The following is a 25,606-nucleotide window of genomic DNA, read 5'->3' on the forward strand; positions in this document are numbered from 1 at the left end:
GACTGTCCACACCCAGGTATCGGCGTGCGTCAAGCACGAGAGCCCCGGCCGGCGGTCCGCCCGGCCGGCCGGGGACTCCGCGGCTCAGGCGCGTCCGCTCAGCCGCTCGGCGGCGTCGACGGCGTTGCGGAAGAGCATCGCCACCGTGGTCGGGCCGACCCCGCCGACCCGGGGCGTGATCGCGCTGGCCACCTCGGCGCACGACTCGTCGACGTCCGGCAGCAGCCGGCGGCCCTCGTAGCGGACGCCGGCCCCGATCACCACCGCGCCCGGCTTGACGTGCTCCGGCTGAATGATCCCGGGTACGCCGGCGGCGGCGACCAGGATGTCGGCGCGCCGGGTGTAGCGGTCCCAGTCCGGCACGCCCGTGTGCACGACGGTGACCGCCGCGTTGGCGGTGGGCCGCTTCTGCGCCAGCATGATCGACAGTGGCCGGCCCAGCGTCGCGCCCCGGCCGAGGATGACCACCTCGCGCCCGGCGACCGGGATCTCGTAGTGGGCCAGCAGCGCCTCGATGCCGGCCGGCGTGCAGGGCAGCGGCCCGGGCAGCCCGAGCGCCAGCCGCCCGATGTTGAGCGGGTGCATCCCGTCGACGTCCTTGTCCGGGTCGACGCTCTGCAACGCCCGGTCGTAGTCGAGGTGGGCCGGGACCGGATACTGCACGAGCAGCCCGTGCACCCCCGGGTCGGCGTTGTAGCCGGCGATCACCCGGTGCAGGTCCTCCTGCGTGGCGTCCGCCGGCAGGTGCGTGTGCGGCGACTCGAAGTCCAGCTCCGCCGCCTGGCGCTGCTTGATCCGGATGTAGCCGGCGCTGGCGTCGTCGTCACCGGCCAGCACGGTGGCGAGCGCGGGCACGACGCCCGCCCGGCGCAGCCGGGACACCCGGTCGGCCACCTCGGCGAAGACCTTGTCGGCGAGCGGCTTGCCGGACAGCAGCCGGGCGGTGTGCGGGGTCACGACGGTATCGTCGGCGATGGGCATGGCTCCCCCAACGTGGGTGCCCAGGCGGTCGACTCCCACGGCGAGCTCCCCGATGGTTGGTGCCATCCCCGTGCCGCCAGTCGCGTTCCCACCCAGCTTGCCCCATCCGGCAACGGCGGCGCCAGGCGACCCCCGGGCGCCGTCGGCGGAAAATTCTTGGCCCGGGTGGTCCGGAACCGGTCCACTCGTTCGTCACCCTGGTTGAGACCGCTGACCAGGGAGTGCGAGATGAAGTACATGATGTTCGTCTGCAGCGACACCGAGCCGGACACCGACCAGGAGAACTGGCCCGACATAGAGGCGTGGGTGGCCGAGAACGACGCCCGTGGCCGCCGGCTGACCGGCGACGTGCTGGCCGAGACGTCGGCGGCCACCACCGTCCGGGTGCGTAACGGCGAACTGCTGGTGTCCGACGGTCCGTTCGCCGAGACCAAGGAGGTCATCGTGGGCTTCGACCTGCTGGAGTGCGCCGACCTGGACGAGGCGATCGAGGTGGCCCGTAGCCACCCGATGGCCCGGGCGGGTCGGATCGAGTTGCGACCCTTCGCCGACCTGGCCGACCAGCCGGGTGACTGACACACCGGCGGCCGCGACGGCGGAGGCCGTCGCGGCCGCCTGCGCCGATTCGTACGCCCGGATCGTCGCCGCGCTGATCCGGGTGACCGGGGACTGGACGCTGGCCGAGGACTGCGCCCAAGAGGCGCTGGCGCTCGCCCTCGAACGCTGGCCCGGCGACGGCGTGCCGGCCAACCCGGGCGGCTGGCTGATGACGGTGGCCCGCAACCGCGCGCTGGACGTGCTGCGCCGGGCCTCCGTCGAACGCCGCAAGCTGCACGAGTTGGCGCTGCTCACGCTGGCCGGCCCGGAATCCAGGGCGGTCGGCCCGGAGCCCGCGACCGGGGACGAGATCGTGGACGACCGGCTGCGGCTCGTCTTCACCTGCTGCCATCCGGCGCTGTCGCTGGACGCCCGGGTGGCGCTGACGCTGCGCGTGGTCTGCGGCGTACCGACCGCCGACATCGCGCGCGCCCTGCTGGTCAGCGAGTCGACGATGACCCGGCGGCTGACCCGGGCGAAGACCCGGATCGCCACCGCCGGCATCCCCTACCGGGTGCCGACCGGCCTGATGCTCGCCGAGCGGCTGCCCGGCGTCCTCGCGGTGCTCTACCTGCTCTTCACCCGGGGCTACGACGCCGACGGTGAGCCCGCGTTCGCCGACGAGGCGATCCGGCTGGCCCGCCTGCTCGTCCGGCTCATGCCGGACCAGCCCGAGGTCGCCGCGCTGCTCGCGCTCTTCCTGTTGCAGCATTCCCGCCGGGACGCCCGGCGCGACGCCGACGGCAACCTGCTCACCCTCGACCGGCAGGACCGGGCCCGCTGGGACCACGCGGCGATCGCCGAGGCCGTCGACATCCTGGCCCGGGTGCGCCCGGCCGGCCCGTACGCCCTCCAGGCCCGGATCGCCGCGTGCCACGCCACCGCCGCCTCCGCCGCGGCCACCGACTGGCCGGCCATCGCCCGGGCGTACGACGAACTCGCCCGGATCCAGCCGTCACCGGTGATCGGGCTGAACCGGGCGGTGGCGCACGGTTTCACGCACGGGCCGACGGCCGGGTTGACGCTGCTGGCCGAGGCGCGCGCCGGCGGGGCGCTGGACGGCTATCCGCCGGCCGTGGCGGCCGAGGCCGAGCTGACCGCCCGCCGGGGGGACCGCGAGCGGGCGGCGGCGCTGTTCCGGCGGGCCGCCGCGATGTGCCGGGCGGAGCCCGAGCGGCGCGCCCTGCTGGACCGCGCCGCCGACCTGTCGGCCTGACCCGCCGGCGACCGGATCAGGTGCGCACCGTCAGTGCCGGTGCGCGGCCATCCAGGCGGTGGCGTGATCGACCAGGGCGGGCTGCGGCATCAGCCGGGCGGTCGCCCCGCCGACCCGGCCGGTCGTCACCTGCCCGGTGGCGTCGAAGTCGGCGCCCAGGCGGTCGAAGTCGCTCTCGTCGGTCACGACGTCGACCCAGGTGGTCCACCGGCTGGTCCCGTCCGGCTGCCGCAGGGACGACCCGGTCGCCGCGCGCGGCGGCGCGGCCTGGCGGTATTCGGCGAGGTGCAGTGAGGTGTTCGAGTCGTACCCGCAGCCGAGCAGCAGCACCTTGCCGGCCAACCGGTACACCGCGCCGAGCGGCGAGCGCTCGCCCAGCGCGTCGTCGAGCGGGTGCCCGGACACCACCTCCGCCGCGTGCCGGCCGAGGGCGGCGAAGGAGACCTGCGGGTGGTCGCTGCGCAGCGCCCCCGGCCAGGTGCGGACCGTCTCGGCCAGGACCCCCATGTACCGGCTGGGCGTGCGGGCCGGGTCGAAGCCGGGCGTCCGCTCCCGGATCACCGGCCACCACGCCGCCGGTACGGGCGGGTGCCGCCAGCCGGCCGGGTCGGTGTTGTCCGGCGTGTGGGTCGGCACGACCAGGGTGCCGTCGGGGCCGGTCGCGGCCAGCAGCGCCTGCACGACCGCCTGGGTGCCACCGGCGACGAACCCGAGACTCCGGTACGACGAGTGCACCAGCACCACGTCACCGGCGGCGAAGCCGAGGGCGCGCAGGTCCGACGCGAGGCTGTCCACGGTGTGCGGCATCGACTGGTCCACGCGGCGCAGCGTACGAGGCGGGAGTGCCGCCGCCCACCGGGTTTCCGCCGGCGGTCAGCTCGCCGCGGCGGTGGGCAGCGGGTCGGCGGCGCGGCGCGGCAGGGCGGCCAGCGCCAGCCCGAGCAGCGCGCAGATCGCGCCGGCCACGAAGAACAGCGCGAGCGCGGGCTGCCCGAGCCACTCCCACAGCGGGTGCCAGGTCGGGTGCGGCTCGTCGAGGTGATGGCCGAGCAGGTGCGGGACGGCCAGCAGGACGGGTGACCACCACAGGAACATGCTCACCGCGAACAGGACGGTGACCGCGCCGCGGGCCGGGTGCGCGGCCTCGGTACGCCGGCTCGCCCACCCGAAGAGCAGCCAGCCGAGACCGGCGCCGAGCAGGCCACCGACCAGGCCGGCGGGCAGCACCGCCGGTGGGGCGGCCCGGTTCATGGTGACCACCAGATAGCTGCTCACGCCCTGCGGCGGCGAGGTGATCGTCACCCGCAGTACGGTGTCGCCGCGCCGGGCCAGGACGGTGGTCTCGGTGAACCGCACGACCGAGGCGCACCATTTGTCGGTGCAGCCGGAATCCCCGCTGACCGTCGGCTCGTACAGCTGCCAGCCGGCTTCGCCGAGCCGCCGCCGCGTGTCGGCGAGCGTCTGCTCGGTGGGCACGGGCGGTGCGCCGGCCGCGGTGAACACCGTCTCGCCCTGCTGGTACTCGCCCCCGTCCGGGAAGAGCACCTGGTCGAGGTTACGTAGCCGCAGCGGCTGGCTGTAGAAGGTGAACAGGGCCGCCGCGGGGTCGACGTCGCCGAGCCGGTGACCGGGGAACACCTCGGCGAAGAGCGCGGCGGCCTCGGCGCGGTCGGGCTGCGGGTGGGAGGTCTCCCAGGCGACCCGGGTGGCGGCGGCCGCGGTGAACAGCCCGCAGATGACGGCCGCGAGCATCGCCCAGACGCCCACGGTACGGCTGGCCGGGCGGCCGAGCCGGCAGCGCAGCCCGTGCCGGAGCAGGTCGACCGCCTCCCGCACGGTCGGCCGGGTGCGGCCGGGCGGCGCGGCGTCCAGCAGCATGCCGACCATCTCCTCGCCGCGGGCGCGGCGGTAGGCGCGCGGATGGCAGCAGAGCAGCCGCCGGTAGCGGCGGGCGAGCGGATCGCCGGTCGGCGGCATGGCCGTCCCTTCGAGATGTGGTGCGGGTCAGGCGGTGCGCGGGCGGAGCGGGCGCAGCCGGGTCTCGGCGGCGGTGTGACCCATATTTAGATCATCGATACATCGTCAAGGTCAAGAGCGCGACCCGGCCGGGTTGTCGGTGCCCGTGGTTAGGCTGCTGATCATGCGGATTGGCATCGTGATCCTTCCCGACCAGCGTTGGTCCGAGTCGCAGCGCCGCTGGCGGCAGGCGGACGAGTGGGGCTTCGACCACGCCTGGACGTACGACCACCTGGGCTGGCGGGACCTGGTCGACGGGCCGTGGTTCGACTCGGTGCCCACGCTGACCGCCGCCGCGACGGTGACCTCCCGGATCCGCCTCGGCACGCTGGTCGCCTCGCCGAACTTCCGGCATCCGGCCGCGTTCGCCCGGCAGGTGACCGCGCTCGACGACATCTCCGGCGGCCGGCTGCTGCTCGGCCTCGGCGCGGGAGGCATCGGCTTCGACGCCGCCGTGCTCGGCGGCGAGACGCTGCCGCCGCGGCAGCGGGTTGACCGGTTCGGCGAGTTCACCGAGCTGCTGGACCTGGTGCTGCGCGAGGACGGGACGACCTGGCGGGGCGACTGGTTCGCCGCGGTGGACGCCCGGAACAACCCCGGCTGCGTCCAGCAGCCCCGGGTGCCGTTCGTGGTGGCGGCGAACGGGCCCCGCTCGATGAAGCTGGTGGCCCGGTTCGGCCAGGGCTGGGTCACCACCGGCCCCGGCGGCGACGACCTGGACAGCTGGTGGGACGGGGTCGGCGAGCTGTGCGCCCGGCTGGACGAGACGCTGGCCGCCGCCGGGCGCGACCCGGCCACCCTGGACCGCTACCTCTCGCTCGACTCGGCGCCGGTCTTCTCACTGCGCACCGCCCAGTTCTTCGCCGACCAGGTCGAGCGTGCCGCCGCGCTCGGCTTCACCGACGTGGTGACCCACTGGCCCCGGGCCGGCAGTTGGTACGCCGGCGACGAGGAGGTGCTGGTGGACGTGGCCACCCGGCTGCTGCCCGAGCTGCGCCGCGGCTGACCGCTCCGGCCCGCCGGTCACCGGCGGCTACGGGCCGAGGTCTCCGGTGGCCAGGCCGCCCTCGCCGCCGGAGACCAGCCGGAAGCGGATGCAGACGATGTCGGTGTCGTCGGTCACCGGGGTGCCGACCCGGGCCCAGTAGGCCGCGTGCCCGGCCCGCCACTCCTCGATCGACCGGTCGCCCTCCCCCTCCGAGCGGGCGAAGTCCCAGGACACCTCGGCGAACGGGACCACCTCGGCGCCGGTCACCTCGACGACGCCGGCCAGCGCGTCCGTGTCGTCGACGAGAACCAGCCGCTCGCCGACGTGCTCCAGTTCCTCGCCCTCCTCGGCGTACTCGGTGAGCAGGCCGGCGGTCGCGGTCTTCACCCCGGCCAGCACCAGCGTGTTCAGCCGCGTCCGCAGCTCGCCGGGAGTGCCGAGGGCGAGCGTGCGCAGTCCACCGATCCGAGGCCACATCCTGCCGAGGCTACGCCCGGGACGGTCGGGGGTCGCGACATTTGCGGCCCATGGACCGACCGTCCGGCGATACGGTGGGCGGATCGACGATCAGGAGGCGGCCATGGCGGACCGGCGCGCGGTGCTCATCCCCGGCCGAGGCTACGACACCCGGTTCCCGCTCTTCCTCTACCTCGGCGAGGCGCTGCGCCGCGCCGGCTTCGCCCTGCACGCCATCTCCTGGCAGGTGCCCGAGCGGCTCGGGTCGGACCGGGACGGGGCGGACGCGGCCGCCGACTGGGTGACCGGGCAGGTCGCCCCGACCCTCACCGGGCGGATGGAACTGCTGGTCGGCAAGTCCCTCGGTACGCTGGCCGCGCCGCTCGCCGCCGACCGGGGGCTGCCCGCCGTCTGGCTCACCCCGCTGCTGCACATGCCGCCGGTGGTCGACGCGCTGGATCGCGCCACCGCACCGTTCCTGCTGGTCGGGGGCACCGCCGACCCGTCCTGGGACGGCGCGGTCGCCCGCCGGCTCACCCCGCACGTGGTGGAACTCGACCAGGCCGACCACGCGTTGATGGTGCCGGGTCCGCTGGCCCGCTCGGCCGAGGCGCTCGGCCGGGTCTGCACCGCGGTGGAGGAGTTCGTCCGCTGAGCCGGCCGGCCGCCCCGGTGCCGCGCCCACTCGCCGCGGCTGCGGGCAGCGACGCGGCCCCGCCGGGCCGGTCAGGGGTGCAGGGCGTCGGCCGTCACCAGGCCCCGGATCCGTAGCTCGCTGGCGACCTCCGGGGCGCAGTCGAGGACCACGGCGGCGGTGCCGACCGGTTCGGCCCCCCGAGCGGCGCAGATCTCGTAGATCGCGCGCACCTGCGCCGCGGTGGCCACCCAGTCGTCCACCACCAGCACCCGGTCGGTCCGGTCGAGGGCGTGGTCCCGCACGGCCAGGTCCACCCGCCGGCCGCGGAAGTCCGGCGGGCTCTGCGCCCAGGTCAGCGGTCCGGCCGGCAGGCGGCCGTCGCCCGGCTTGTGTGCCGGCACGAAACCCACCCCGAGCGCGGTGGCGGCGAGCGGTCCGAGCAGGAAGCCGGTGACCGCCGGGGAGACGACCACGGTGGGCCGGGCCGCCCGGAACGGCTCCACCAGGGCCGGACCCAGCCGGGCCAGCACGTCCGGATCCCGCCACCAGCCGGAGACGTCGCTGACCAGGTGGCTGGCGCCGGGGCCGGGATCGAACCAGCGGAACAACTCGGCCAGACGTTCGCTCAGCTCAGCGGGCATGTCACCCATCCTGCGGGATCGGCGCGGGCCCGGTCGGGGCGGGCGGTCACCGGGCCGCGCGGCCCACCTCGGGTCGGATGATCGGCTACACGTATCACCGCAATTTCGGGCATACCATCATGATCACGTTGACTTCGGAAGTGCTTCTCTCGTTACGGTCCGAGCCGGTTTGTTCAGATCGCGAAAGGACCGGTTCCGGTGGCTGGTAGGCACCACGTCCGTACCCGCAGGTTCTCCTCGCCGGCCGGGATCGCGGCCGCCGCGGCGCTCGGCGTCGCGCTCGCCGTCGGCGGCACCGTGGGGGCCGTGCAGCTCACCGCCGGCTCGGAGCCGGCGCGGCCGGTCGCCGTCGACCTGTCGCCGGCCACGCCCACCAGCGCCGCACCCGCCTCGCCGAGCGCGAGCCCGTCGCCGAGCGTGACCGCGAGCCCCGCGGCCACCCGGTCGCCGCAGGCGCCGTCCCGGGGCAAGCCCCGCACCACCAGCCCGAAGCCGACCGCGACGGTGAAGAAGACCGCCACCACCACGGTGGTGGAGAGCGGCTCGTGCGGTGCCTCCTTCTACTCCGACGGCCAGTTGACCGCCAACGGCGAGAACTTCAACCCGGACGCGCTGACCGCCGCGCACAAGACGCTGCCGTTCAACACCCGGGTCCGGGTGACCAACCCGGACAACGGCAAGTCGGTGACCGTACGGATCAACGACCGGGGCCCGTTCATCGAGGGCCGCTGCATCGACCTGTCCCGGGCCGCCTTCGCCGAGATCGCGTCGCTGGACCTCGGGCACGTGGACGTGCGCTACGAGGTGCTCGGCTGAGCCCGTGCCGGACGGCGATCGGCCCGCCGACGGGGTCCGCGCGGCCAGAACCTCCTCGGTCGACGGGCCAGGTTCATTCAACCGTTCACGTCCATCAGGCATGCTGTCCCTCGTACGCACGCATCCCTTCCAGTCGGGCCGCGGCCCGCTGAGCCCCGGATCCCGCGCCGGCCTCGGCGCGGCCCTCGTCCTGCTCGCGATCGTCTCCGCAGTGGAGTTGGCGGACGGCCGGGCGGCGAACTACATCGCGCTCATGGTGGCCGCCCCGTTCCTGGCCGCGGCGCTGGCGTCCTGGCGGGTGGTGCTCGGCGCGGGCGCCGCCGCGACGGTGCTCGGGGCCGGCTTCGCCCTGGCCGAGCAGGCCGCCTCGCTGGCCACCACGGTCGCGGTGGTGGGCATCGCGCTGGGCACCGGCATCGCGGCCGCCGTCGCGGCGGTGCGGCAGCGGCAGGCCGAGCAGATCGCCGAGCTGTCCAAGCTGGCGGCGGTGGCCCAGCAGGCGGTGCTGCGCCCGCTCGGCCCGCAGGTCGGCACGCTCTCGGTCGCCGGTCGGTACATCTCGTCCACGGCCACCGCCGAGATCGGCGGCGACCTGTACGAGGCGATCGACACTCCGTACGGGGTCCGTATGATCATCGGCGACGTACGGGGCAAGGGGCTGGAGGCGGTCCGGCTGGCCAGCATCGTGCTGGGTTCCTACCGGCACGTCGCGTACGAGCGGGCCGACCTGCGCGCCGTCGTGGCCGACCTGGATCGGGCGGTGGCCCGCAGCGTCGGCGACGAGGACTTCGTCACCGCGGCGCTGGTCGAGGAGCGGGGCGGGACGCTCACCATCGTCAACTGCGGCCACCCGTCGCCGCTGCTGCTGCGCCGGGGTGCGGTGATCCCGCTGGAACCGCCGGCGCCCGCCCCACCGCTGGGCTTCATGCCGGTGGTCCGGCCCCGGGTGGAGCGGCTGGAGCCGGGCGACCGCCTGCTGCTCTTCACCGACGGGCTCGGCGAGGCCCGGCGGGAGGGCGAGTTCTTCCCCACCGCCGACCGGGCCTGGCGGCTGCTCGGCCACGGCACCGTCGCCGACGGGCTGGCGTCGCTGGAGACGGCGCTGGTGGAGTGGGTGCACGGCCGGCTCGACGACGACATCGCGCTGGTGCTGATGGAGTACACCGGATCCCGGGGCGGCTCGGACACGCCCGTCCCCAGCTGGGAGGTCGGCGCCGCCGAGAGCTGAGCGCGGCCGCCGCCGGCGCGGCGTACCGCGCCTGGCCGACAGCTGAACCGAAAGTGTGTAATCGCTGTCACTTCCGGAACCGGGTTGTCGGTACCTACCCGCGAGTAATACAGTCTGGGTTACTGATCGGTAACACCTGTCCGGAAGCGGGGCCAGCGAGCATGACCCACTACAAGAGCAACCTTCGGGACCTCGAGTTCAACCTCTTCGAGGTCTTCGGGGCGGACCGGGCGTTCGGCCAGGAGCCGTACTCGGATCTCGACGTCGACACCGCGCGCAGCATCCTCGCCGAGGTCGACCGCCTCGCCCGCGAGGACCTGGCCGCCAGCTACTCGGACAGCGACCGCAACCCGCCGGTCTTCGACCCGGCCACGCACACCGCGCCGCTGCCGGAGTCGTTCAAGAAGTCGTACCGGGCCTTCATGGAATCCGAGTTCTGGCGCCTCGACCTGCCGCCGGAGCTGGACGGCACCAACGCCCCGCGGGCCCTCTGGTGGGCGCTCGCCGAGCTGGTCCTCGGCTCGAACGCCCCGGTCTGGATGTACGCCTCCGGCCCGTCCTTCGCGCACGTGCTGCACGTCGAGGGCACCGAGCGGCAGAAGAAGTGGGCGAAGCTCTTCATCGACAAGCAGTGGGGCTCCACCATGGTGCTCACCGAGCCGGACGCCGGCTCGGACGTGGGTGCCGGCCGCACCCGCGCCATCCCGCAGCCGGACGGCTCGTGGCACATCGAGGGCGTCAAGCGCTTCATCACCTCGGGCGAGCACGACCTGAGCGACAACATCGTCCACTACGTGCTGGCCCGGCCGGTCGGCGTGGCGGGCGTCGGCGGCCCGGGCACCAAGGGCCTGTCCCTGTTCGTCGTGCCGAAGTACCACTTCGACGAGGAGACCGGCGAGCTGGGCGAGCGCAACGGCGTCTTCGCCACCAACGTCGAGCACAAGATGGGCATCAAGGTCTCGAACACCTGCGAGATGACCTTCGGTGAGCACGGCGTGCCGGCCAAGGGCTGGCTGCTGGGCGACAAGCACGACGGCATCCGGCAGATGTTCATGATCATCGAGTACGCCCGGATGATGGTCGGCACCAAGGCGATCGCCACCCTCTCCACCGGCTACCTGAACGCCCTGGAGTACGCGAAGAACCGCGTGCAGGGCGCCGACCTGGTCCAGCAGGCCGACAAGACCGCGCCGCGGGTGACCATCACCCACCACCCGGACGTGCGTCGCTCGCTGCTGCTGCAGAAGTCGTACGCCGAGGGTCTGCGCGCGCTGGTCCTCTACACCGCGTCCTGGCAGGACAAGGTCGCCATCGCCGAGGCGGCCGGCGACGAGAAGGCGACCAAGCTGGCCAAGCGGGTCAACGACCTGCTGCTGCCGCTGGTCAAGGGCGTCGGCTCGGAGCGGGCGTACGAGCTGCTCGGCCACGAGGCGCTGCAGACCTTCGGCGGTTCCGGCTTCCTGCAGGACTACCCGCTGGAGCAGTACGTCCGGGACGCCAAGATCGACACCCTGTACGAGGGCACCACGGCGATCCAGAGCCTCGACCTGATCTTCCGGAAGATCGTCCGGGACAACGGCAAGGCCCTGATGGCGGTGGCCGCCGAGATCCAGGAGTTCATCACCACCGAGGGCGGCAACGGCCAGCTCAAGGAGGAGCGGCAGGCGCTCGGCAAGGCGCTCGCCGAGGTGCAGAACATCCTCGGCGTGATGACCGGCTGGCTGGGCGAGGCGCAGGGCGGTGACACCCGGGCCCTCTACAAGGTCGGTCTGAGCAGCCGCCGGTTCCTGCTGGCGATCGGCGACCTGGTGGTCGGCTGGCTGCTCCAGCGGCAGGCCGACGTGGCATTGGCCGCCCTGAACGGCGAGGTGTCCGCCGCCGACAAGGCGTTCTACACCGGCAAGGTGGCCGCCGCCCGGTTCTTCGCCCGCGAGGTGCTGCCCCGCATCGGTGCCGACCGGCGGATCATCGAGGGCACCGACCTGGACGTCATGGACCTCCCGGAGGAGGCCTTCTGAGGCACGCCGTACCGCGCCCCGGCGCGGCGGCGCAGCCGGGGCGACCCGGCACCGGCCCGGCACCGACGGCCGGCGGGCAGCAGCCCGCCGGCCGTCGGCGTGTCTCCGGGCCGGGTGCCGTCCCGGTCGCGGTCGGCTACGCACCAGGCGCCCCCGAAACCGCCTGTGCTCTGCCCTCAACCCATGCATTACCTACCGCCCGGTACCTGCGCGTCGGTGGGGAGGCAGAGCACAGGTGCCGGGCCCGGTCCCTGCCGTCCGGATCGCCCCGGGGTCGCCCATACCGGGTGCGACCGCGCTCAGGTGGGAAGTCGCGGGATTTGCCGGTGCCGGCCGGGTAGCCCGTCGGTGTGGCGGGTAACCCTCGCGCGACGAACGTCAGAGCACGCCCAGAGCCACCGCACGGGGGAGTGCAGCGCACATGGGCATTGGTAGCGGGATCTTTCTCATCGCCATCGGCGCCATCCTGACCTTCGCCATCCGGGCCAACGTCTGGTGGGTCGACCTGCGCGCGGTCGGCTGGGTCTTCATCCTGGCCGGGCTGGCCGTACTGCTCACCACGCTCTGGTTCTGGCAGGACCGGCGCAAGCGGGCGCGGACGCTGATCGTGGAGGAGAACCGGCTGTCGCACCCGACCGCGATGATGCCGCCCCCACCGGATCCGCCGCCGCCGACCGCGCCGCCCTCCTGAGCCGGCCGACGGCCTGCGGACCGCCTGCTGAGCGCCGCGCCACCAGCGGCACCGAGCCACCCGCCGAGCACCGGGCGGGTGGCTCGTCGACGCCCACCCGCGGGTGCCGGCGCGGTCAGCCGCGGGCGGTGTGCCGGTCGGTGATCACGGCCCGCCCCCGGCCGAGTTCCGCCCAGGTCACCCCGGTGCGGTGCACCACCATGTCGCTGGTGCGCAGGCCGTCCTGGTCCGCCCGCTCCGGGTCGAGCAGCGCGGAGAAGAGCGAGATGCCCGGGTTGTGGGCGACCAGCAGCACCGTCCGGGCGGCCGGGTCGACCCGCCGGACCAGCGCCAGCAGGTCCTCCGGCTGCGCCTCGTAGGCGTCGGCCTCGTACCGCACCGTCGGCGCGGGGCCGGCCGGGCCGCCCTCCGGCGGCGTACCGGTCATGCCCAACGCCACCCGGTGCCAGGTCTGCCGGGTGCGCCGGGAGGCCGAGCAGATCACCACGTCGGGCAGCAGGCAGTGCCGGGCCAGCCAGGCGCCGGCGGCGGCGGCGTCGGCCTCCCCGCGTACGGACAGGCCCCGATCCACGTCCGGCCCGTCGTCCGGGGGCTCGGCCTTGGCGTGCCGGAGCAACACCAGCGTCCGTTCCTCGGCGTACGCGTCCGTCATGTCCCCAGCTTGCCCGATTGGCGATCACAGCGCCGGGGTAAGTCGATGGATGCCGCAACCTCACCGATGGCCGCGGCGGAGGGAAACGCCAGCTGACAGCCGAGGAGGCGCCGAGATGGGCATTGGTGGCAGTATCTTCCTGATCGCGCTGGGTGCGATTTTCGCGTTCGCCGTGCAGGCGGATCTGGGCTGGCTCGACCTGAGCGTCGTCGGTTGGGTGCTGATGCTCGCCGGGGTCGCCGGCCTGCTCGTCACGCTCTACTTCTGGAACTCCCGGCGGCGCACCGTGGTCGCCGCCCCCGCCCCGGACGACCGGGTGGTCGCCGAGCGCGTCGTGCCGGTGCAGGACGACCGGGTGGTGCAGGAGTACCGGGAGGTGCGCCGGCCGGGCCGTACCGTCTGACGCCGACCGCTTCCGCCGGGGGCTCCGCGACGTCGCGGAGCCCCCGGCGCGCGTCCGTCAGGAGAAGAGCGCGAAGTAGATGGCGATGTGGTGGCAGATCGCGGCGACCAGCGTGCAGGCATGGAAGAACTCGTGGTGGCCGAAGACGGTGGGCCACGGATTGGGCCGGCGGAGCGCGTAGAAGATGGCGCCGACGCTGTAGATGGCACCGCCGACGATCAACAGCACCAGCGCGGCCACCCCGCCCTGGCGCAGGATGTCCGGCAGCATCGCCACCGACACCCAGCCGAGGGCCAGGTAGAGCGGCGCGGAGACCCAGCGGGGCGCGTGCGGCCAGACCAGCTTGAGCGCCACCCCGGCCAGTGCGCCGCCCCAGACCAGCGACAGCATGACCACCGCCGGCCGGAAGTCCAGCAGCAGGACGCAGAACGGCGTGTAGGTGCCGGCGATGAACACGAAGATCATCGAATGGTCCAGCCGGCGCATGATCTGGTAGCCGCGCTCCGACCACACCCGACGGTGGTAGAGGGCGCTGGTGCCGAAGAGCCCGCAGACCGTCAGGCTGTAGACGACGCAGCTGACCAGCGGAGCCCAGCCGGGCCGGGTCGCGGCGATCGAGCAGAGCACGATCCCGCAGACGAGTGCGACGAAGAACGCGTACGTGTGCAGCCAGCCGCGCATCCGGGGTTTACCGATGTCGACCGGCTTGAGCCGAAGCGGAGCGGAGGTGGTCACGCAGATAGGTTACGGCACCGTAGGTTACTTGTTGGTAGTGCAACCGGTCACTCCTGCCGCGGGACCTCCGACCCTCCCGCCACCCAGCCGGATCGGCGAGGATGGCCGGATGCGGATCCGACCCGTCGGGGCGCACGCCCTGCTGCTCGACTGCGCCGAACCGGAGGCACACACCGCGCCCGCACCGGACGTCGCGGAACTGGTCGAGGCGTGGCGGGTCGAGCTGTGGCGCCGCCGGGACGCCGGTGAGCTGGACGCCGCCGAGATCGTGCCGGCGGCCACCACCGTCCTGCTCGACGGCGTGCCGGACCCGGCGGCCACCGCCGCCCGGATCGCCGGCTGGACCCCGCGGCCGCCCGCCACCACGGCCGCCGCCGCGACGGTCGAGATTCCGGTGACGTACGACGGGGCGGACCTGCCCGCCGTCGCCGGCCACTGGGGCGTGGACGTGCCGGCGGTGGTCCGGCGGCTGCGCCAGACCCGGTTCCGGGTGGCCTTCTGCGGCTTCGCGCCCGGGTTCGCGTACCTGACCGGGCTGCCGGCCGAGCTGGCCGTGCCCCGGCTGCCCAGTCCGCGACCCCGGGTGCCGGCCGGCTCGGTCGCCCTGGCCGGCCCGTACGCCGGCATCTACCCGAGCGCCTCACCGGGCGGCTGGCTGCTCGTCGGGCGCACCGGGGCGACCCTCTTCGACGTGCGGGCCGACCCGCCCGCCCGACTCACCCCCGGCACCGAGGTACGCCTGGTGGCCGCGTGACGCCGGCAACCGTCGAGGTGCTCCGGGCCGGTGCGCTCACCACCGTCCAGGACCTGGGCCGGCCCGGCTGGGCGCACCTCGGCGTACCCCGCTCCGGCGCGCTCGACCCGGCGGCGCTGCGGTTGGCCAACCGGCTGGTCGGCAACCCGGAGTCGGCCGCCGGCCTGGAGATCACCCTGACCGGCTGCGAGCTGCGGTTTTCCCGGGCCGCCACGGTAGCGGTGACCGGCGCCGGCACCACCGTCCGGGTCGACGGCCGCCCCGGCGACGTGGGCCGACCGCTGTCACTGCCGGCGGGCGCGGTGCTGCGGATCGGCCCACCCCCCGACGGGCTGCGCAACTGGCTCGCGGTCGGCGGCGGGATCGCCGTCGAGCCGGTGCTCGGCAGCCGGTCCACCGACACCCACTCCGGGCTCGGCCCGCCACCGCTGCGCGACGGCGACCGGCTGCCGCTGGGCACGCCGTCCGGGCCGCCCGCCCCGGTGGACCTGACCGTCGGCGCGCCGGCCCCGGCCGAGCTGCGGCTGGCCCTGCGGCTCGGCCCCCGGCACGACTGGTTCACCCCGGACGCGCTGCACCGGCTGCTCGGCACGGCGTACGCGGTGAGCCCGCTGAGCAACCGGGTCGGCGCGCGCCTCACCGGCGCGCCGCTACCCCGCGCGGTGGCCGGGGAACTGCCCAGCGAAGGGCTCGTGCTCGGCGCGGTGCAGGTGCCGGCGGACGGCCAGCCACTGGTCTTCCTCGCCGACCACCCGACCACCGGCGGCTACCCGGTCGTCGGGGTGGTGGCCGACGTGACCCCGCTCGCGCAGGCCCGGCCAGGCACTACGGTGAGGTTCCATGGACCTCAACGCTGACCTCGGCGAGGGTTTCGGCATCTGGCGGCTCGGTGACGACGACGCGCTGCTGAACCTGGTCACCTCCGCCAACGTCGCCTGCGGCTTCCACGGTGGCGACCCGCCCACCATGCGCCGGGTCTGCGCGGCCGCCGTCCAGCGGGGCGTCGCGATCGGCGCCCAGGTCGGCTACCGGGACCTCGCCGGGTTCGGCCGCCGGCACATCGCGTACGCCTTCGCGGAGCTGCGCGACGAGATCATCTACCAGCTCGGCGCGCTGGACGCGTTCTGCCGGGTGTTCCGCGGCCGGGTGCGCTACCTGAAGCCGCACGGCGCGCTCTACCACGCCGTGGCCCGCGACGAGTCCCAGGCCGCGGCGGTGGTCGCCGCCGTCGGCGAGTACGACCACGAGCTGCCGGTGCTCTGCGCGCCCGGCTCGATGCTCGCCCAGCTCGCGGTCGGCGCCGGCCTACGGGTGGTGGCCGAGGGCTTCGCCGACCGCGGCTACCTGCCCAACGGGCAGCTGGTGCCTCGCACCGCGTTCGGCGCGCTGGTCACCGACCCGGAGGAGGTGGCCGCCCGGGCCGTCCGGATGGCCACCGAGCGGACCGTGGTCGCGGTCGACGGCAGCGTGATCCCGTGCCAGGTGGAGTCGATCTGCCTGCACGGCGACAGCCCCGCCGCGGTGGCCGCCGCCGAACTGGTCCGCGCCGCCCTGATCGACGCCGGCGTGACGCCCACCCCGTTCGTCGGATAGCCGAGCGCGGCGCGGACCCGCCTCAGGCGTCCAGCCCGCGCAGCACCAGCGGCAGCCGGGCCGCGCCGCCGTCCACCACCCGCACCGGCACGCCCCAGTCCTGCCGGGTCAGGTGGCAGGCCGCGTGCTCGACGTCGGCGTCGCAGGTCGCCGCCTGCGCGGTCACCTGGAGCACGCCGCCGTCGACGGCACCGTTGACCACCAGCCGGCGGGACAGCTCGGTGCCGGTGCCCGCCCCCTCGACCAGCAGTTCCGGCGGGGACGCGGAGACCACCAGACGGGTGGACGGGCCGTACGTCTCGTCCAGCTTCTGCCCCGGCGCCGGGGTGAAGATGACGTCCAGCGTCAGCTCGCCGGCCGCGACGTCGGTCGGCCTCCGCTCGGCGCGGTGCCGGGGCCCGTCCACGGTGCTCGCCCCGGCGGCGGAGAGCGCACCCGGGGCCAGCCGGGTGAGCCGGTGCGCGGCGGACTCCACCACCAGCACCTCGCCGTCCGGGGTGAGCACCAGGTCGCTCGGCTCGGCCAGCCCGTCGGCGACCGTGGAGACCTGGTCGCTCGCCGGGTCGTAGCGGCGAACCGCGCCGTTGTAGGTGTCGGCGATCAGCACCGAGCCGTCCGGCAGCGCGCAGACCCCGAGCGGGTGCTGGAGCAGCGCCGACGCGGCCGGCCCGTCGACGTGGCCGAAGTCGAAGAGGCCCTGCCCGACGGAGGTGCCCATGACGCCGTCCTCGACGTACCGGATGGCGCTGGTCTCGCTGTCGGCCACCCAGAGCCGGGCGCCGTCGGCGGAGACCGACAGGCCGGACGGCTGGGCCATCCACGCGTCGGCCAGCGGCCCGTCGCGCAGCGCCTCGACCGTGGTGCCGGCGTACATGCCGGCGGTCCGCTTCACCGGGTCGAACCACCAGAGCTGGTGGATCCCGGCCATCGCGATGACCACCTTGTCGTCGTACCAGGCCAGGTCCCAGGGGGAGGAGAGGTCGACGGCGAGCGCGTCGTGCGCGTGGTCGTCGACCGTGGAGCGCCACTGCCGGCCGGTGCCGGCCACCGTGACCACCTCGCCGGTGGCCAGGCGTACGCCGCGCAGCAGGTGGTTGACGGTGTCCGCGACGACCAGGTCGTAGCCGGCCACCTCGGCGACGTGCGCGGGGAGCAGGCAGAGCCCCTGCGGCTCGGCGAAGCCGGCCGCCTCGGCCGGACCGTCGACCCGGCCCCGGTTGCCCGAGCCGATCCGGCGGACCAGCGTCTCGCCGTCCGGCGCCAGTTCGGCCAGCGAGTGCCGGGCCGAGTCCGACACCAGCAGGTTGCCGTTCTCCAGCAGCACGGCCTTGCCGGGGAAGCGCAGCGTGGTCTCCGGCTCGGCCGGCGGCACGTACGGGCCGTCACCGCGGTGCAGGGTGCCCTTGGCCTCGTGGGTGGCGATCAGCTCGTCGATCAGCCGGGCCAGCCCTTCGGCGTGCCCCTCGCCGGCCATGGTGGCCACCACGTAGCCCTCCGGGTCGATCACCGACAGGGTCGGCCAGGCCCGGGCCGCGTACTGCTGCCACATGTGCATCTCGGGGTCGTCGAGCACCGGGTGGTGCACCCCGTACCGCTCGACCGCCGCGGCGAGGGCGTCCGCGTCCTTCTCGTGCTCGAACTTCGGCGAGTGCACGCCGATCACCACGAGCACGTCGCCGTACTTCTCCTCCAGCGGGCGCAGCTCGTCGAGTACGTGCAGGCAGTTGATGCAGCAGAAGGTCCAGAAGTCGGCGATTACGATCTTGCCGCGCAGGTCGGCGAGCTTCAGCTCCCGACCGCCGGTGTTCAGCCAGCCCCGGCCGCGCAGCTCCGGTGCCCGTACTCGTGCGCTCATGCCGCCAGTCTGCCGGACGACACCCGCTGTTCCGGCCGGTACCCCGGCGCGGGTTCCGTCACATCCGACCCCGGGCACGTCGGGCCGCGTCCGGGCCGGAAACGGCGGCGGGGCCACGGTCACCCGTGGCCCCGCCGGTCGTCTCGTACGGCTACTGCCCGGCCGGCTTGAGGCAGAGCACCCGGCTGGCTCCGTCGCCGGCGAGCCGCACGTGCGGCTGCGCCGGGTCGGCGCACTTCTCCGGCGCGTCCACCTTGGAGACGATGGTGAAGGCGCCGGCCTCGCCGCAGTCCGCGGCGGCCGCGCCGTCGCCGGACTTCTTGACGCAGGTGCCGACCGCCGGGTCGAACGCGGGCGTGTCGGAGCCGCCGACCTTGCCGAGCAGCATCAGCAGACCCAGCGGCACGGCCAGGATCAGCACGGCGGCGACCAGCACGGCGGCGAGCACCCGGCCGTTGCGCACCTTGGGGGTGGGCGCCTCGGTCTTCGGCTCCGCCTCCGGCTTGAACGCGTCGAACCGGTTCTGCTCGGCCGGGGCCTGGTCCCAGGACGGGCCGGCCGGCTGCTGCGCCGGCGGCGGCGGCGGGAACGACGGCGGGAAGCCGCCGCCCGGGGCCGGGTCGGCCGTCGGGGCGGGACCGTAGCCGGGCACGGCAGCGCCCACCGGCGTACCGCCACCGGCGGCCGGGCCGCCGAACTGGTCGGCCGGGCCGCCGAACTGGTCGGCCGGACGGTCGCCGGCGTGCGGCCGGACCCCGTTCACCGGCCGGTTCTGCGGCGGCGCGTCGACGAAGGAGGGCACCCCGGGCGGGAACGCCGGCGGCGGCGCGGGCGAGGCCGGCGCGACCGGGGCGGCCCCGGCGAAGCCGTTCGGCCCGGCCGGCGACCGGTCGTCGAAGCGGGGCTCCGGCGTCGGCTCGAACCGCGGCGGCGGGGCGTGCTCGGGGCGGACCGCCTCCTGCTCAGCCGGCGCCGGCTCGTCCACCGGCTCCGGGCGGGCCGGGCGCCCGTAAACCCGGGGCTGCGGCGCGGGCGTGCCGGCCGGTCGCACCGCCTGGTCGGTGGGGGGCATCACCCGGCTGGCCAGCGGCACCGCGGCGCTCGCCGAGACGCTGCCGGCGGCGGGCTCGGCGGCCTCCGGGGAGGTACGCGGGGCGGGCACCACCGGACCGGCCGGGGACTGCGGCTCCTCGTGCCGCGATCCGGCCGGCCCCCAGCCCGGCTGCTCCCGCTCGTACGCCGGCGCGCCGCCCTCGCGGGCGGACTGCTCGGCGTAGGCGGGCTGTTCCGGCGCGAACTGGGTGGGCGGGGTGTAGTCGGCCGGCGGCGCGGCGGCCAGGCTGGCGCCCGGCACCCGCTGCTCCTGCGGAGGCAGCGGCACCGCGTTGGCCGGCGAGATGCCGGGCCCCGGGGCGGGCTGGTAGATCGGGGACTGCTCGGCCCGGTCGGCCTCCCGGTCGTTGCCGGGCCGAGCCGGCTCGGCGTCGGCACGGCCCCACGCCTCGGCGGCATCCCAGGGCTCGACGTCGGGCAGGCTGGGTGTCCGCGAGGGCAGGTCGTTGTCGAGGGCTGGCCGGTCGGCGCCGGTCCGCTGCGGCGGCTGCCCGGCGGCGACCGGCGACCAGACCGGCGGTCCGCCGTCGCCGGGCACGGACGCGGTGGCGCGGGCGGGTGGCGTGGCGGCCGGCTCCGCCGGCGTCCAGCCGTTCTCGTCAGGCCGGTCGACCGGCTGCGGCGCGGCGGCGGCACCCCAGGCGCCGGGCTCGTCGCGGGCCGGTGCCGGGTCGTCGGCCGATCCGCCCCAGGCGCCACCGGGGCGCTGCTCGGCGGGAGCCTCCCAGCCGCCCGGGGACCGGTCCTCCGACGCGGCCCAGCCCGGCTGCCGCGGCTGGTCGTCCTGACCGGTGCTGGCCCAGCCGCCGGAGCGGGCCGGGCCGTCCTGCTGCGGCGCGGCGGCCCAGTCGGGCTGCCGCGGCTGGTCGTCGTGCTGCCCGGCGGCCCAACCGCCGGACTGCTCCGGGCGCTCGTCGTGCCAGCCGGCCGAGGCGGCCGGCTCCTCCTGGCCGCCCCAGGCCGGCGCGGCCTGCGGCACCTGGGCGGCGCCCCGGGCGGCGGGCTGCTCGGCCGGCGCCCAGGCGGGCTGCTCGGCCGGCGCCCAGGCGGGCTGCTCGTCCTGCTGCGCGCCGGCCCAGCCGCCGGAGCGGGCCGGGTCGTCCTGCTGCGGGGCGGCCCAGTCGGGCTGGCGGGACTGGTCGTCCTGCTGGGCCGGGTCGTTGTGCCAGCCGCCGGACTGCGCCGGATCCTGGCCGCCGCCGTTCTGGGCGGGCCAGGCGTCGGGGCCGGCGGACGGCACCTGGGCGGCGCCCCGGGCGGCGGGCTGCTGCGCCCAGGCCGGGGCCGACTGCTCGCCCTGCGCCCAGCCGGGCTGCTCGGCGGACCCGCCGGCGGCCCATGGCTGCTGGCCGGGCTGCTCACCCTGGGCGAGCCAGGCGGGCTGCGCGTCGCCGGGCGGGTTCCAGGCGCCCGGCTCGCCCGGCTGCGGCGGCTGGGCGGAGCCCCGGGCGTGCGGCGGCTGGTCCGGGGACGCGGCCCAGGCCGGTGCGGGTGGGCCCGGCTGCGCGGGGGGCGGTGGGGCCCAGCCCAGATCGGGCGTGGTCACGCCGTAGCCGGTGTGCTGCTGCTGCGCCGGGCGGTCGCCGTACGGCGCCGGTCCGCCGGCGCCCGGCGACACCTCGTCCGGCTCCTGGCCGGGGTGGTGCGGGCCCTCGGACGTCATGCGTGCGCCTCCTCCATCACATGTCGGCCGCCGGTGCCGATCGGTCTGCTCGGCAGGGCTGCCGGCGTCGCCGGCGGTACCGGCCGTGCCGGCTCCCCGCACCGTATCCGGTGGCGGCCCGGGGGGCGCCCGGGGAGCACTCGTCGTCACTCCGCGTCGCCGGATGGTGTCGAGCAGCTTCTATCGGCCCGACCCCGGTCCGGGTCGGCGGGCGACGACCGAGCCCCACCGTACCGGGCGCTGCGGCGAGGTGGAATCCCGGTGCCGAGGGCTGTGAAACGCCGACGACCCGCCCGGGTGGACCGGGCGGGTCGTCGATCTGGAGGAGTGAGGAAAGTTGTGGAGCCTCAGCTCATGTGACGCTGGGCGATGGCGAGGATCTCGTCGCGGACCGCGGGCGAGTTGGCCGAGCGCAGCGCGTGCTCGATGGCACGGGCGCGGCGGTTGGCGTCGCGGCGGTTCCGGATTCGCTCGATCATGCTCATGGTGGTGTCTCCTCCTGGCTATTCGGTTGTCAGCCCGTCGATGTGTCTATTGAACCGCAGAACGCGACCAACTTCCATCGATTATTAGGTGAGCTGAGACACCTGCCGAATAATCAAAGGTAAGAGGGCCGTCTCGCCGACGTTTCTCGTCCTCCAACGGTAACGGCCGGTGTGCCGGGCGTTCACCCCTGGCACACCGGCCGTCGCCGGTTGTCGAGCCGTCAGGTCCAGGCGAGCAGCGCCGCCTCCGGGTCGCTGAGGAAGTCCCCGATGTCGCGCAGGAACTTCGAGCCCAACTCGCCGTCGATGATCCGGTGGTCGAAGGAGAGCCCCAGCGTGGTGACCTGGCGCGGGCGGACCTTGCCCTTGTGCACCCAGGGCATCTCGCGGACCGCGCCGAAGGCCAGGATCGCCGACTCGCCCGGCGGCAGGATCGGCGTGCCGGTGTCCACCCCGAACACACCGACGTTGGTGATGGTCAGGGTGCCGCCGGACATGTCGGCCGGTGAGGTGCGGCCGGCCTTCGCCGTCTGCACCAGGTCGGTCAGCGCGTCGGCCAGCTCCCGCAGCGACAGCCGGCCGGCGTCCTTGATGTTCGGCACGATCAGCCCGCGTTCGGTGGCCGCCGCGATGCCCAGGTTGACGTACTCCTTGACCACGATCTCGTCGCCGGACCAGGTGGAGTTCACCATCGGGTGCCGCTTGACCGCCAGCAGCACCGCCTTGGCCACCAGCAGCAGCGGGGAGACGCGCACGTCCCGCCACTCCCGCCGGTCGCGCAGCCGGTCCAGCGCCTTCATCGCCCGGGTCATGTCGACGGTCAGGAACTCGGTCACGTGCGGCGCGGTGAACGCCGACCGGACCATGTTCTCGGCGGTGAGCTTGCGTACCCCCTTGACCGGAATGCGCTGCTCGCGGTCCGCGCCGAAGCTCGGGGCCGCGCTGGCCGGCTGCGTCGCCGCGACCGGCTCGGCGCCCGCCGTGGCGCCGGCCGCCGCCCGCTGCACGTCCTCCCGGGTGATCGAGCCCAGCGGGCCCGAGCCGGTCAGCGTGGCGAGGTCGACGCCCAGGTCCTTGGCGAGCTTGCGCACCGGCGGCTTGGCCAGCACCAGCCCACCCGTGCCGGGGTGGCCGTTGCGGCCGGCGGCCGGGGCGGCCTCGACCGGCGGGACCGCGGCCGGCGCCGCGGCGGCCGCGGCCGGCCGGGCCTGCGCCGGGACGTCGCCCTTGCGCGGGCGGCGCTTCGCCGCGGTGGTACGCGGGCCGTAGCCGACCAGTACGGCGGTACGGCCACCCGGGGCGGGACCGCCGATCAGACCCGGTTCGACCATGCCCTCGGCGGGCGCCACCTCGACCGCGGCCAGCGAGGCCGCCGACGGGGTGGGCAGGTCGCCGCCGGCGGTGCCGGACGGCGTCTCCACCGGCCCGGCGCCCGGGTCGGTGTCGATCGCGATGATCGGGGTGCCGACCTCCACCGTGGTGCCCTCCGGGTGGAAGATCGCCTGCACCCGGCCGGCCCACTTCGCCGGGATCTCGACGGCCGCCTTCGCCGTCTCCACCTCGACGATCGGCTGGTTCAACTCGATGGTGTCGCCCTCCGCGACCAGCCAGCTGAGGATCTCGCCCTCGGTGAGACCCTCGCCCAGGTCGGGCAGGTTGAACTCCTTGATCCGCGACATGCCGATCACCAGCCGTAGGTGCGGTCGACGGCGTCGAGCACCCGGTCGAGGTCGGGCAGGTACTCCTCCTCCACCCGGGCGGCCGGGTAGGGGGTGTCGAAGCCGGTCACCCGCAGCACCGGGGACTCCAGGGAGTAGAAGCACTCCTCGGTGATCCGGGCCGCGAGTTCCGCGCCGAGCCCGACGTTGGACGGCGCCTCGTGCACCACCACGGCCCGGCCGGTGCGCTTCACCGACTCGTACACCACGCCGAGGTCCAGCGGGGAGAGCGTGCGCAGGTCGATGACCTCCAGCTCCCGGCCGTCCTCGGCGGCGGCGGTCGCCGCGTCCAGGCAGGTCCGCACCATCGGCCCGTACGCCAGCAGGGTTACGTCGGTGCCCGGCCGGGCGACCCGGGTGGCGTGCAGCGGGTACGCGTCGGCCAGCGGCGCGTCCACCTCCACCGGACCCTTCTCCCAGTAACGTCGCTTCGGCTCCAGGAAGATGATCGGGTCGTCCGAGGCGATGGCCTGCTGGATCATCACGTACGCGTCCTGCGGGTTGGCGCAGGAGACGACCTTCAGGCCGGCGGTGTGCGCGAAGTACGCCTCGGGCGACTCCGAGTGGTGCTCCACCGCGCCGATGCCGCCGCCGAACGGGATCCGGATCACCATCGGGATCTTGAGCTTGCCGCGCGAGCGGTAGTGCATCTTCGCCACCTGCGACACGATCTGGTCGTACGCCGGGTAGACGAAGCCGTCGAACTGGATCTCGCAGACCGGCCGGTAGCCGCGGATGGCGAGGCCGATCGCGGTGCCGATGATGCCGGACTCGGCGAGCGGGGTGTCGATCACCCGCTGGTCGCCGAAGTCCTTCTGCAGCCCGTCGGTGATCCGGAAGACGCCGCCGAGCTTGCCGACGTCCTCGCCCATGATGACGACCTTCGGGTCGTTCTCCAGGGCGCGGCGCAGGCCGACGTTGAGGGCCTTGCCGAGGGTGAGCGTCTCCGTGGCCATCAGTGCGCGCTCCCCTCGAACGACTCCAGGTACCTGCTGAACTGCTCACGCTGCTGGTCGACCAGCGGCGACCCGTTGGGGTAGACGTGGTCGAACAGGGTGGTCGGCTCCGGGTTGGGCATGGCCAGCACCCGCTCGCGCAGGTGCACCGACTCGCGGCGAGCCTGCTCGTCGACCTCGGCGAAGAAGTCCGCGTCGGCCAGCTGCTGCTTGGTCAGGAACGCCTTCATCCGGGCGATCGGGTCCTTGGCCTGCCAGGCCTCGACCTCGCTGGCGATCCGGTACCGGGTCGGGTCGTCGGAGGTGGTGTGCGCCCCCATCCGGTAGGTGTACGCCTCGATCAGGCTCGGGCCCTGCCCGTGCCGGGCGTTGTCCAGCGCGTGCCGGGTGACCGCGTACGTGGCCAGCACGTCGTTGCCGTCCACCCGGATGCCGGGGAAGCCGAAGCCGGCGGCCCGCTGGTAGAGCGGGATCCGGGTCTGCCGCTCCAGCGGCTCGGAGATCGCGTACTGGTTGTTCTGGCAGAAGAAGACCATCGGCGCGTTGAACACGCCGGCCCAGACGAACGCCTCGTTCACGTCGCCCTGGCTGGTGGCGCCGTCGCCGAAGTAGGCGATGACCGCCTCGCCGTCGTCGGTGCCGGTCTTGCCGTCCATGGCGATGCCCATGGCGTACCCGGTCGCGTGCAGGGTCTGCGCCCCGATCACGATCGTGTACATGTTGAACTTGAACTCGTTCGGGTCCCAGCCGCCCTGGTCGACGCCGCGGAACAGGCCGAGCGGCATGATCGGGTCGATGCCCCGGCAGTAGAGCACGCCGTGCTCGCGGTAGGTCGGGAAGGCCATGTCCTGCGTACGCAGCGCCCGGCCGGAGCCGACCTGGGCCGCCTCCTGACCCAGCAGGCTCGCCCAGATGCCCAGCTCACCCTGCCGCTGCAGGGCGGTGGCCTCGGCGTCCAGCTTGCGTACCAGCACCAGGTCCCGGTAGAGGCCGCGGTACTCCTCGTCGGTGAAGTCGACGCGGTACTCGGTGCCGTCCGGCCCGGTCACGCTCTCGATCCGCTCGCCCTCGGGGGTGAGCAGCTGCACCAGTTCCGGGTCGCCGGCCTTGCCGGCCCCGGCCTTCTTCGACCGGGGTGCGGCCCGCCGGCCGCGGGTGGTGACCCCGGGGTCGCCCTTTGCCATCCGTCTCTCCCTGTCATGTCTGCGTCGGCACCGGGGGGTCACCCGGCCGCGCAACTCTTGCGCCTGTCCGGCTGGTGCCGGACCGGTTCCTGGCGGCCGCGCCTAGCCCCGGTGGGGGTTGCCGCGCGGCGTGAGCCGGATTCAGGCCGAACCCGGTTCGGGGAGCGCCGGCGCCGCGCCGCGCCTGCCGCGAGGGTGCGCGGAGGTCGC

The 25,606-nt window shown here is 74.7% G+C and carries 25 protein-coding genes and 1 riboswitch; of the genes, 12 read left to right on the forward strand and 13 right to left on the reverse strand.

Annotated features, from left to right (window positions below; genetic code table 11):
• Nucleotides 1-84 precede the first annotated feature (84 nt).
• Nucleotides 85-957 carry a bifunctional 5,10-methylenetetrahydrofolate dehydrogenase/5,10-methenyltetrahydrofolate cyclohydrolase gene (locus FHX32_RS09995; protein WP_486480988.1) on the reverse strand — a complete coding sequence of 291 codons (873 nt, stop codon included), beginning with the start codon at nucleotides 955-957 and terminating at the stop codon, nucleotides 85-87.
• Between the two features lie 35 nt (nucleotides 958-992).
• Nucleotides 993-1,075, reverse strand: a riboswitch (ZMP/ZTP riboswitch).
• Nucleotides 1,076-1,209: 134 nt separating this feature from the next.
• Here FHX32_RS09995 and FHX32_RS10000 point away from each other — a divergent pair.
• Together FHX32_RS10000 and FHX32_RS10005 are read left to right on the forward strand one after the other, a co-directional pair.
• Nucleotides 1,210-1,557 carry a YciI family protein gene (locus tag FHX32_RS10000; protein ID WP_167180452.1) on the forward strand — a complete coding sequence of 116 codons (348 nt, stop codon included), beginning with the start codon at nucleotides 1,210-1,212 and terminating at the stop codon, nucleotides 1,555-1,557.
• A complete protein-coding gene (locus FHX32_RS10005; RefSeq protein ID WP_167180453.1) occupies nucleotides 1,550-2,794 on the forward strand; it encodes a sigma-70 family RNA polymerase sigma factor in 1,245 nt (414 codons plus the stop codon). Before FHX32_RS10000 ends, FHX32_RS10005 begins: the two co-directional genes overlap by 8 nt.
• A 30-nt stretch (nucleotides 2,795-2,824) precedes the next feature.
• Here the strand turns inward: FHX32_RS10005 and FHX32_RS10010 are convergent, their stop codons facing one another.
• Nucleotides 2,825-3,613, reverse strand: coding sequence for an AAC(3) family N-acetyltransferase (locus FHX32_RS10010; RefSeq protein ID WP_167180454.1), 789 nt, complete (start codon nucleotides 3,611-3,613; stop codon nucleotides 2,825-2,827).
• A gap of 54 nt (nucleotides 3,614-3,667) precedes the next feature.
• Nucleotides 3,668-4,771, reverse strand: coding sequence for a hypothetical protein (locus tag FHX32_RS10015; protein WP_167180455.1), 1,104 nt, complete (start codon nucleotides 4,769-4,771; stop codon nucleotides 3,668-3,670).
• A 157-nt stretch (nucleotides 4,772-4,928) separates the two neighbouring features.
• Between FHX32_RS10015 and FHX32_RS10020 the strand changes: the two genes are divergently transcribed.
• On the forward strand, nucleotides 4,929-5,816 hold the full coding sequence (locus tag FHX32_RS10020) for an LLM class flavin-dependent oxidoreductase (protein WP_208418557.1): 888 nt from the start codon (nucleotides 4,929-4,931) through the stop codon (nucleotides 5,814-5,816).
• 27 nt (nucleotides 5,817-5,843) lie between these two features.
• Here FHX32_RS10020 and FHX32_RS10025 read toward each other — a convergent pair whose 3' ends face one another.
• Nucleotides 5,844-6,275, reverse strand: a complete 432-nt coding sequence (locus tag FHX32_RS10025) for an ASCH domain-containing protein (protein WP_167180459.1) — start codon at nucleotides 6,273-6,275, stop codon at nucleotides 5,844-5,846.
• 103 nt (nucleotides 6,276-6,378) lie between these two features.
• Here FHX32_RS10025 and FHX32_RS10030 point away from each other — a divergent pair, with 103 nt between their 5' ends.
• Complete coding sequence (locus FHX32_RS10030) at nucleotides 6,379-6,909, forward strand: alpha/beta hydrolase (protein WP_167180461.1); 531 nt, start codon at nucleotides 6,379-6,381, stop codon at nucleotides 6,907-6,909.
• A gap of 71 nt (nucleotides 6,910-6,980) precedes the next feature.
• On the opposite strand, the gene FHX32_RS10035 is transcribed toward FHX32_RS10030, so the two are convergent.
• The gene (locus FHX32_RS10035) at nucleotides 6,981-7,532 is read right to left on the reverse strand and encodes a type I phosphoribosyltransferase (RefSeq protein ID WP_167180463.1); all 552 of its coding nucleotides are present in this window, start codon (nucleotides 7,530-7,532) and stop codon (nucleotides 6,981-6,983) included.
• A gap of 198 nt (nucleotides 7,533-7,730) precedes the next feature.
• Here FHX32_RS10035 and FHX32_RS10040 point away from each other — a divergent pair, with 198 nt between their 5' ends.
• From FHX32_RS10040 to FHX32_RS10055, 4 genes are all read left to right on the forward strand, one after another.
• Nucleotides 7,731-8,348, forward strand: a complete 618-nt coding sequence (locus tag FHX32_RS10040) for a septal ring lytic transglycosylase RlpA family protein (RefSeq protein WP_167180465.1) — start codon at nucleotides 7,731-7,733, stop codon at nucleotides 8,346-8,348.
• A gap of 100 nt (nucleotides 8,349-8,448) precedes the next feature.
• Nucleotides 8,449-9,576: a PP2C family protein-serine/threonine phosphatase gene (locus FHX32_RS10045; protein WP_167180467.1), complete on the forward strand. Its 1,128-nt coding sequence runs from the start codon at nucleotides 8,449-8,451 to the stop codon at nucleotides 9,574-9,576.
• A gap of 161 nt (nucleotides 9,577-9,737) precedes the next feature.
• Nucleotides 9,738-11,594, forward strand: coding sequence for an acyl-CoA dehydrogenase (locus FHX32_RS10050; protein WP_167180469.1), 1,857 nt, complete (start codon nucleotides 9,738-9,740; stop codon nucleotides 11,592-11,594).
• Between the two features lie 421 nt (nucleotides 11,595-12,015).
• A complete protein-coding gene (locus FHX32_RS10055; protein ID WP_043961115.1) occupies nucleotides 12,016-12,285 on the forward strand; it encodes a DUF6458 family protein in 270 nt (89 codons plus the stop codon).
• Nucleotides 12,286-12,400: 115 nt separating this feature from the next.
• On the opposite strand, the gene FHX32_RS10060 is transcribed toward FHX32_RS10055, so the two are convergent.
• Entirely contained in the window at nucleotides 12,401-12,937 is a 537-nt protein-coding gene (locus FHX32_RS10060; RefSeq protein WP_167180471.1) for a histidine phosphatase family protein, read from the reverse strand.
• A gap of 115 nt (nucleotides 12,938-13,052) precedes the next feature.
• Here FHX32_RS10060 and FHX32_RS10065 point away from each other — a divergent pair, with 115 nt between their 5' ends.
• Nucleotides 13,053-13,340 (forward strand): DUF6458 family protein, encoded by a 288-nt coding sequence (locus tag FHX32_RS10065; RefSeq protein WP_167180473.1) that lies wholly within the window; start codon nucleotides 13,053-13,055, stop codon nucleotides 13,338-13,340.
• 57 nt (nucleotides 13,341-13,397) lie between these two features.
• Here the strand turns inward: FHX32_RS10065 and trhA are convergent, their stop codons facing one another.
• On the reverse strand, nucleotides 13,398-14,075 hold the full coding sequence (gene trhA / locus FHX32_RS10070) for a PAQR family membrane homeostasis protein TrhA (protein WP_167180475.1): 678 nt from the start codon (nucleotides 14,073-14,075) through the stop codon (nucleotides 13,398-13,400).
• 109 nt (nucleotides 14,076-14,184) lie between these two features.
• Here trhA and FHX32_RS10075 point away from each other — a divergent pair, with 109 nt between their 5' ends.
• Genes FHX32_RS10075 through FHX32_RS10085 form a run of 3 tightly spaced genes read left to right on the forward strand, consistent with a single transcriptional unit; the run spans nucleotide 14,185 to nucleotide 16,422 of the window.
• Nucleotides 14,185-14,829, forward strand: a complete 645-nt coding sequence (locus FHX32_RS10075) for a 5-oxoprolinase subunit B family protein (RefSeq protein ID WP_167180476.1) — start codon at nucleotides 14,185-14,187, stop codon at nucleotides 14,827-14,829.
• Entirely contained in the window at nucleotides 14,826-15,686 is an 861-nt protein-coding gene (locus FHX32_RS10080; RefSeq protein WP_167180478.1) for a 5-oxoprolinase subunit C family protein, read from the forward strand. The genes FHX32_RS10075 and FHX32_RS10080 overlap by 4 nt, the downstream gene beginning before the upstream one ends.
• Entirely contained in the window at nucleotides 15,670-16,422 is a 753-nt protein-coding gene (locus FHX32_RS10085) for a 5-oxoprolinase subunit PxpA (RefSeq protein WP_167180480.1), read from the forward strand. Before FHX32_RS10080 ends, FHX32_RS10085 begins: the two co-directional genes overlap by 17 nt.
• A 22-nt stretch (nucleotides 16,423-16,444) precedes the next feature.
• On the opposite strand, the gene FHX32_RS10090 is transcribed toward FHX32_RS10085, so the two are convergent.
• The 6 genes from FHX32_RS10090 to pdhA form a co-directional block, all read right to left on the reverse strand.
• On the reverse strand, nucleotides 16,445-18,277 hold the full coding sequence (locus FHX32_RS10090) for an NHL domain-containing thioredoxin family protein (protein ID WP_167180482.1): 1,833 nt from the start codon (nucleotides 18,275-18,277) through the stop codon (nucleotides 16,445-16,447).
• Nucleotides 18,278-18,428: 151 nt separating this feature from the next.
• On the reverse strand, nucleotides 18,429-21,053 hold the full coding sequence (locus FHX32_RS10095) for an LppU/SCO3897 family protein (RefSeq protein WP_167180484.1): 2,625 nt from the start codon (nucleotides 21,051-21,053) through the stop codon (nucleotides 18,429-18,431).
• A gap of 347 nt (nucleotides 21,054-21,400) precedes the next feature.
• Nucleotides 21,401-21,538, reverse strand: coding sequence for a hypothetical protein (locus FHX32_RS10100; RefSeq protein ID WP_167180486.1), 138 nt, complete (start codon nucleotides 21,536-21,538; stop codon nucleotides 21,401-21,403).
• Between the two features lie 221 nt (nucleotides 21,539-21,759).
• Nucleotides 21,760-23,217 (reverse strand): dihydrolipoamide acetyltransferase family protein, encoded by a 1,458-nt coding sequence (locus tag FHX32_RS10105; RefSeq protein ID WP_167180488.1) that lies wholly within the window; start codon nucleotides 23,215-23,217, stop codon nucleotides 21,760-21,762.
• Between the two features lie 5 nt (nucleotides 23,218-23,222).
• Entirely contained in the window at nucleotides 23,223-24,212 is a 990-nt protein-coding gene (locus FHX32_RS10110) for an alpha-ketoacid dehydrogenase subunit beta (RefSeq protein WP_167180490.1), read from the reverse strand.
• Nucleotides 24,212-25,396, reverse strand: coding sequence for a pyruvate dehydrogenase (acetyl-transferring) E1 component subunit alpha (gene pdhA, locus FHX32_RS10115; RefSeq protein ID WP_088996814.1), 1,185 nt, complete (start codon nucleotides 25,394-25,396; stop codon nucleotides 24,212-24,214). The genes FHX32_RS10110 and pdhA overlap by 1 nt, the downstream gene beginning before the upstream one ends.
• Nucleotides 25,397-25,606: the final 210 nt, after the last annotated feature.

It is taken from the genome of Micromonospora sp. CNZ280, from assembly GCF_011759515.1.

Bases quoted from the DNA above. Each gene is read 5' to 3' on its own strand.
- FHX32_RS10000 (WP_167180452.1), top strand. From the start codon at position 1,210: ATGAAGTACATGATGTTCGTCTGCAGCGACACCGAGCCGGACACCGAC.
- FHX32_RS10015 (WP_167180455.1), bottom strand. From the start codon at position 4,771: ATGCCGCCGACCGGCGATCCGCTCGCCCGCCGCTACCGGCGGCTGCTC.
- FHX32_RS10025 (WP_167180459.1), bottom strand. From the start codon at position 6,275: ATGTGGCCTCGGATCGGTGGACTGCGCACGCTCGCCCTCGGCACTCCC.
- FHX32_RS10030 (WP_167180461.1), top strand. From the start codon at position 6,379: ATGGCGGACCGGCGCGCGGTGCTCATCCCCGGCCGAGGCTACGACACC.
- FHX32_RS10035 (WP_167180463.1), bottom strand. From the start codon at position 7,532: ATGCCCGCTGAGCTGAGCGAACGTCTGGCCGAGTTGTTCCGCTGGTTC.
- FHX32_RS10045 (WP_167180467.1), top strand. From the start codon at position 8,449: ATGCTGTCCCTCGTACGCACGCATCCCTTCCAGTCGGGCCGCGGCCCG.
- FHX32_RS10050 (WP_167180469.1), top strand. From the start codon at position 9,738: ATGACCCACTACAAGAGCAACCTTCGGGACCTCGAGTTCAACCTCTTC.
- FHX32_RS10055 (WP_043961115.1), top strand. From the start codon at position 12,016: ATGGGCATTGGTAGCGGGATCTTTCTCATCGCCATCGGCGCCATCCTG.
- FHX32_RS10060 (WP_167180471.1), bottom strand. From the start codon at position 12,937: ATGACGGACGCGTACGCCGAGGAACGGACGCTGGTGTTGCTCCGGCAC.
- FHX32_RS10065 (WP_167180473.1), top strand. From the start codon at position 13,053: ATGGGCATTGGTGGCAGTATCTTCCTGATCGCGCTGGGTGCGATTTTC.
- FHX32_RS10075 (WP_167180476.1), top strand. From the start codon at position 14,185: ATGCGGATCCGACCCGTCGGGGCGCACGCCCTGCTGCTCGACTGCGCC.
- FHX32_RS10085 (WP_167180480.1), top strand. From the start codon at position 15,670: ATGGACCTCAACGCTGACCTCGGCGAGGGTTTCGGCATCTGGCGGCTC.
- FHX32_RS10090 (WP_167180482.1), bottom strand. From the start codon at position 18,277: ATGAGCGCACGAGTACGGGCACCGGAGCTGCGCGGCCGGGGCTGGCTG.
- FHX32_RS10095 (WP_167180484.1), bottom strand. From the start codon at position 21,053: ATGACGTCCGAGGGCCCGCACCACCCCGGCCAGGAGCCGGACGAGGTG.
- FHX32_RS10100 (WP_167180486.1), bottom strand. From the start codon at position 21,538: ATGAGCATGATCGAGCGAATCCGGAACCGCCGCGACGCCAACCGCCGC.
- FHX32_RS10105 (WP_167180488.1), bottom strand. From the start codon at position 23,217: ATGTCGCGGATCAAGGAGTTCAACCTGCCCGACCTGGGCGAGGGTCTC.
- FHX32_RS10110 (WP_167180490.1), bottom strand. From the start codon at position 24,212: ATGGCCACGGAGACGCTCACCCTCGGCAAGGCCCTCAACGTCGGCCTG.
- pdhA (WP_088996814.1), bottom strand. From the start codon at position 25,396: ATGGCAAAGGGCGACCCCGGGGTCACCACCCGCGGCCGGCGGGCCGCA.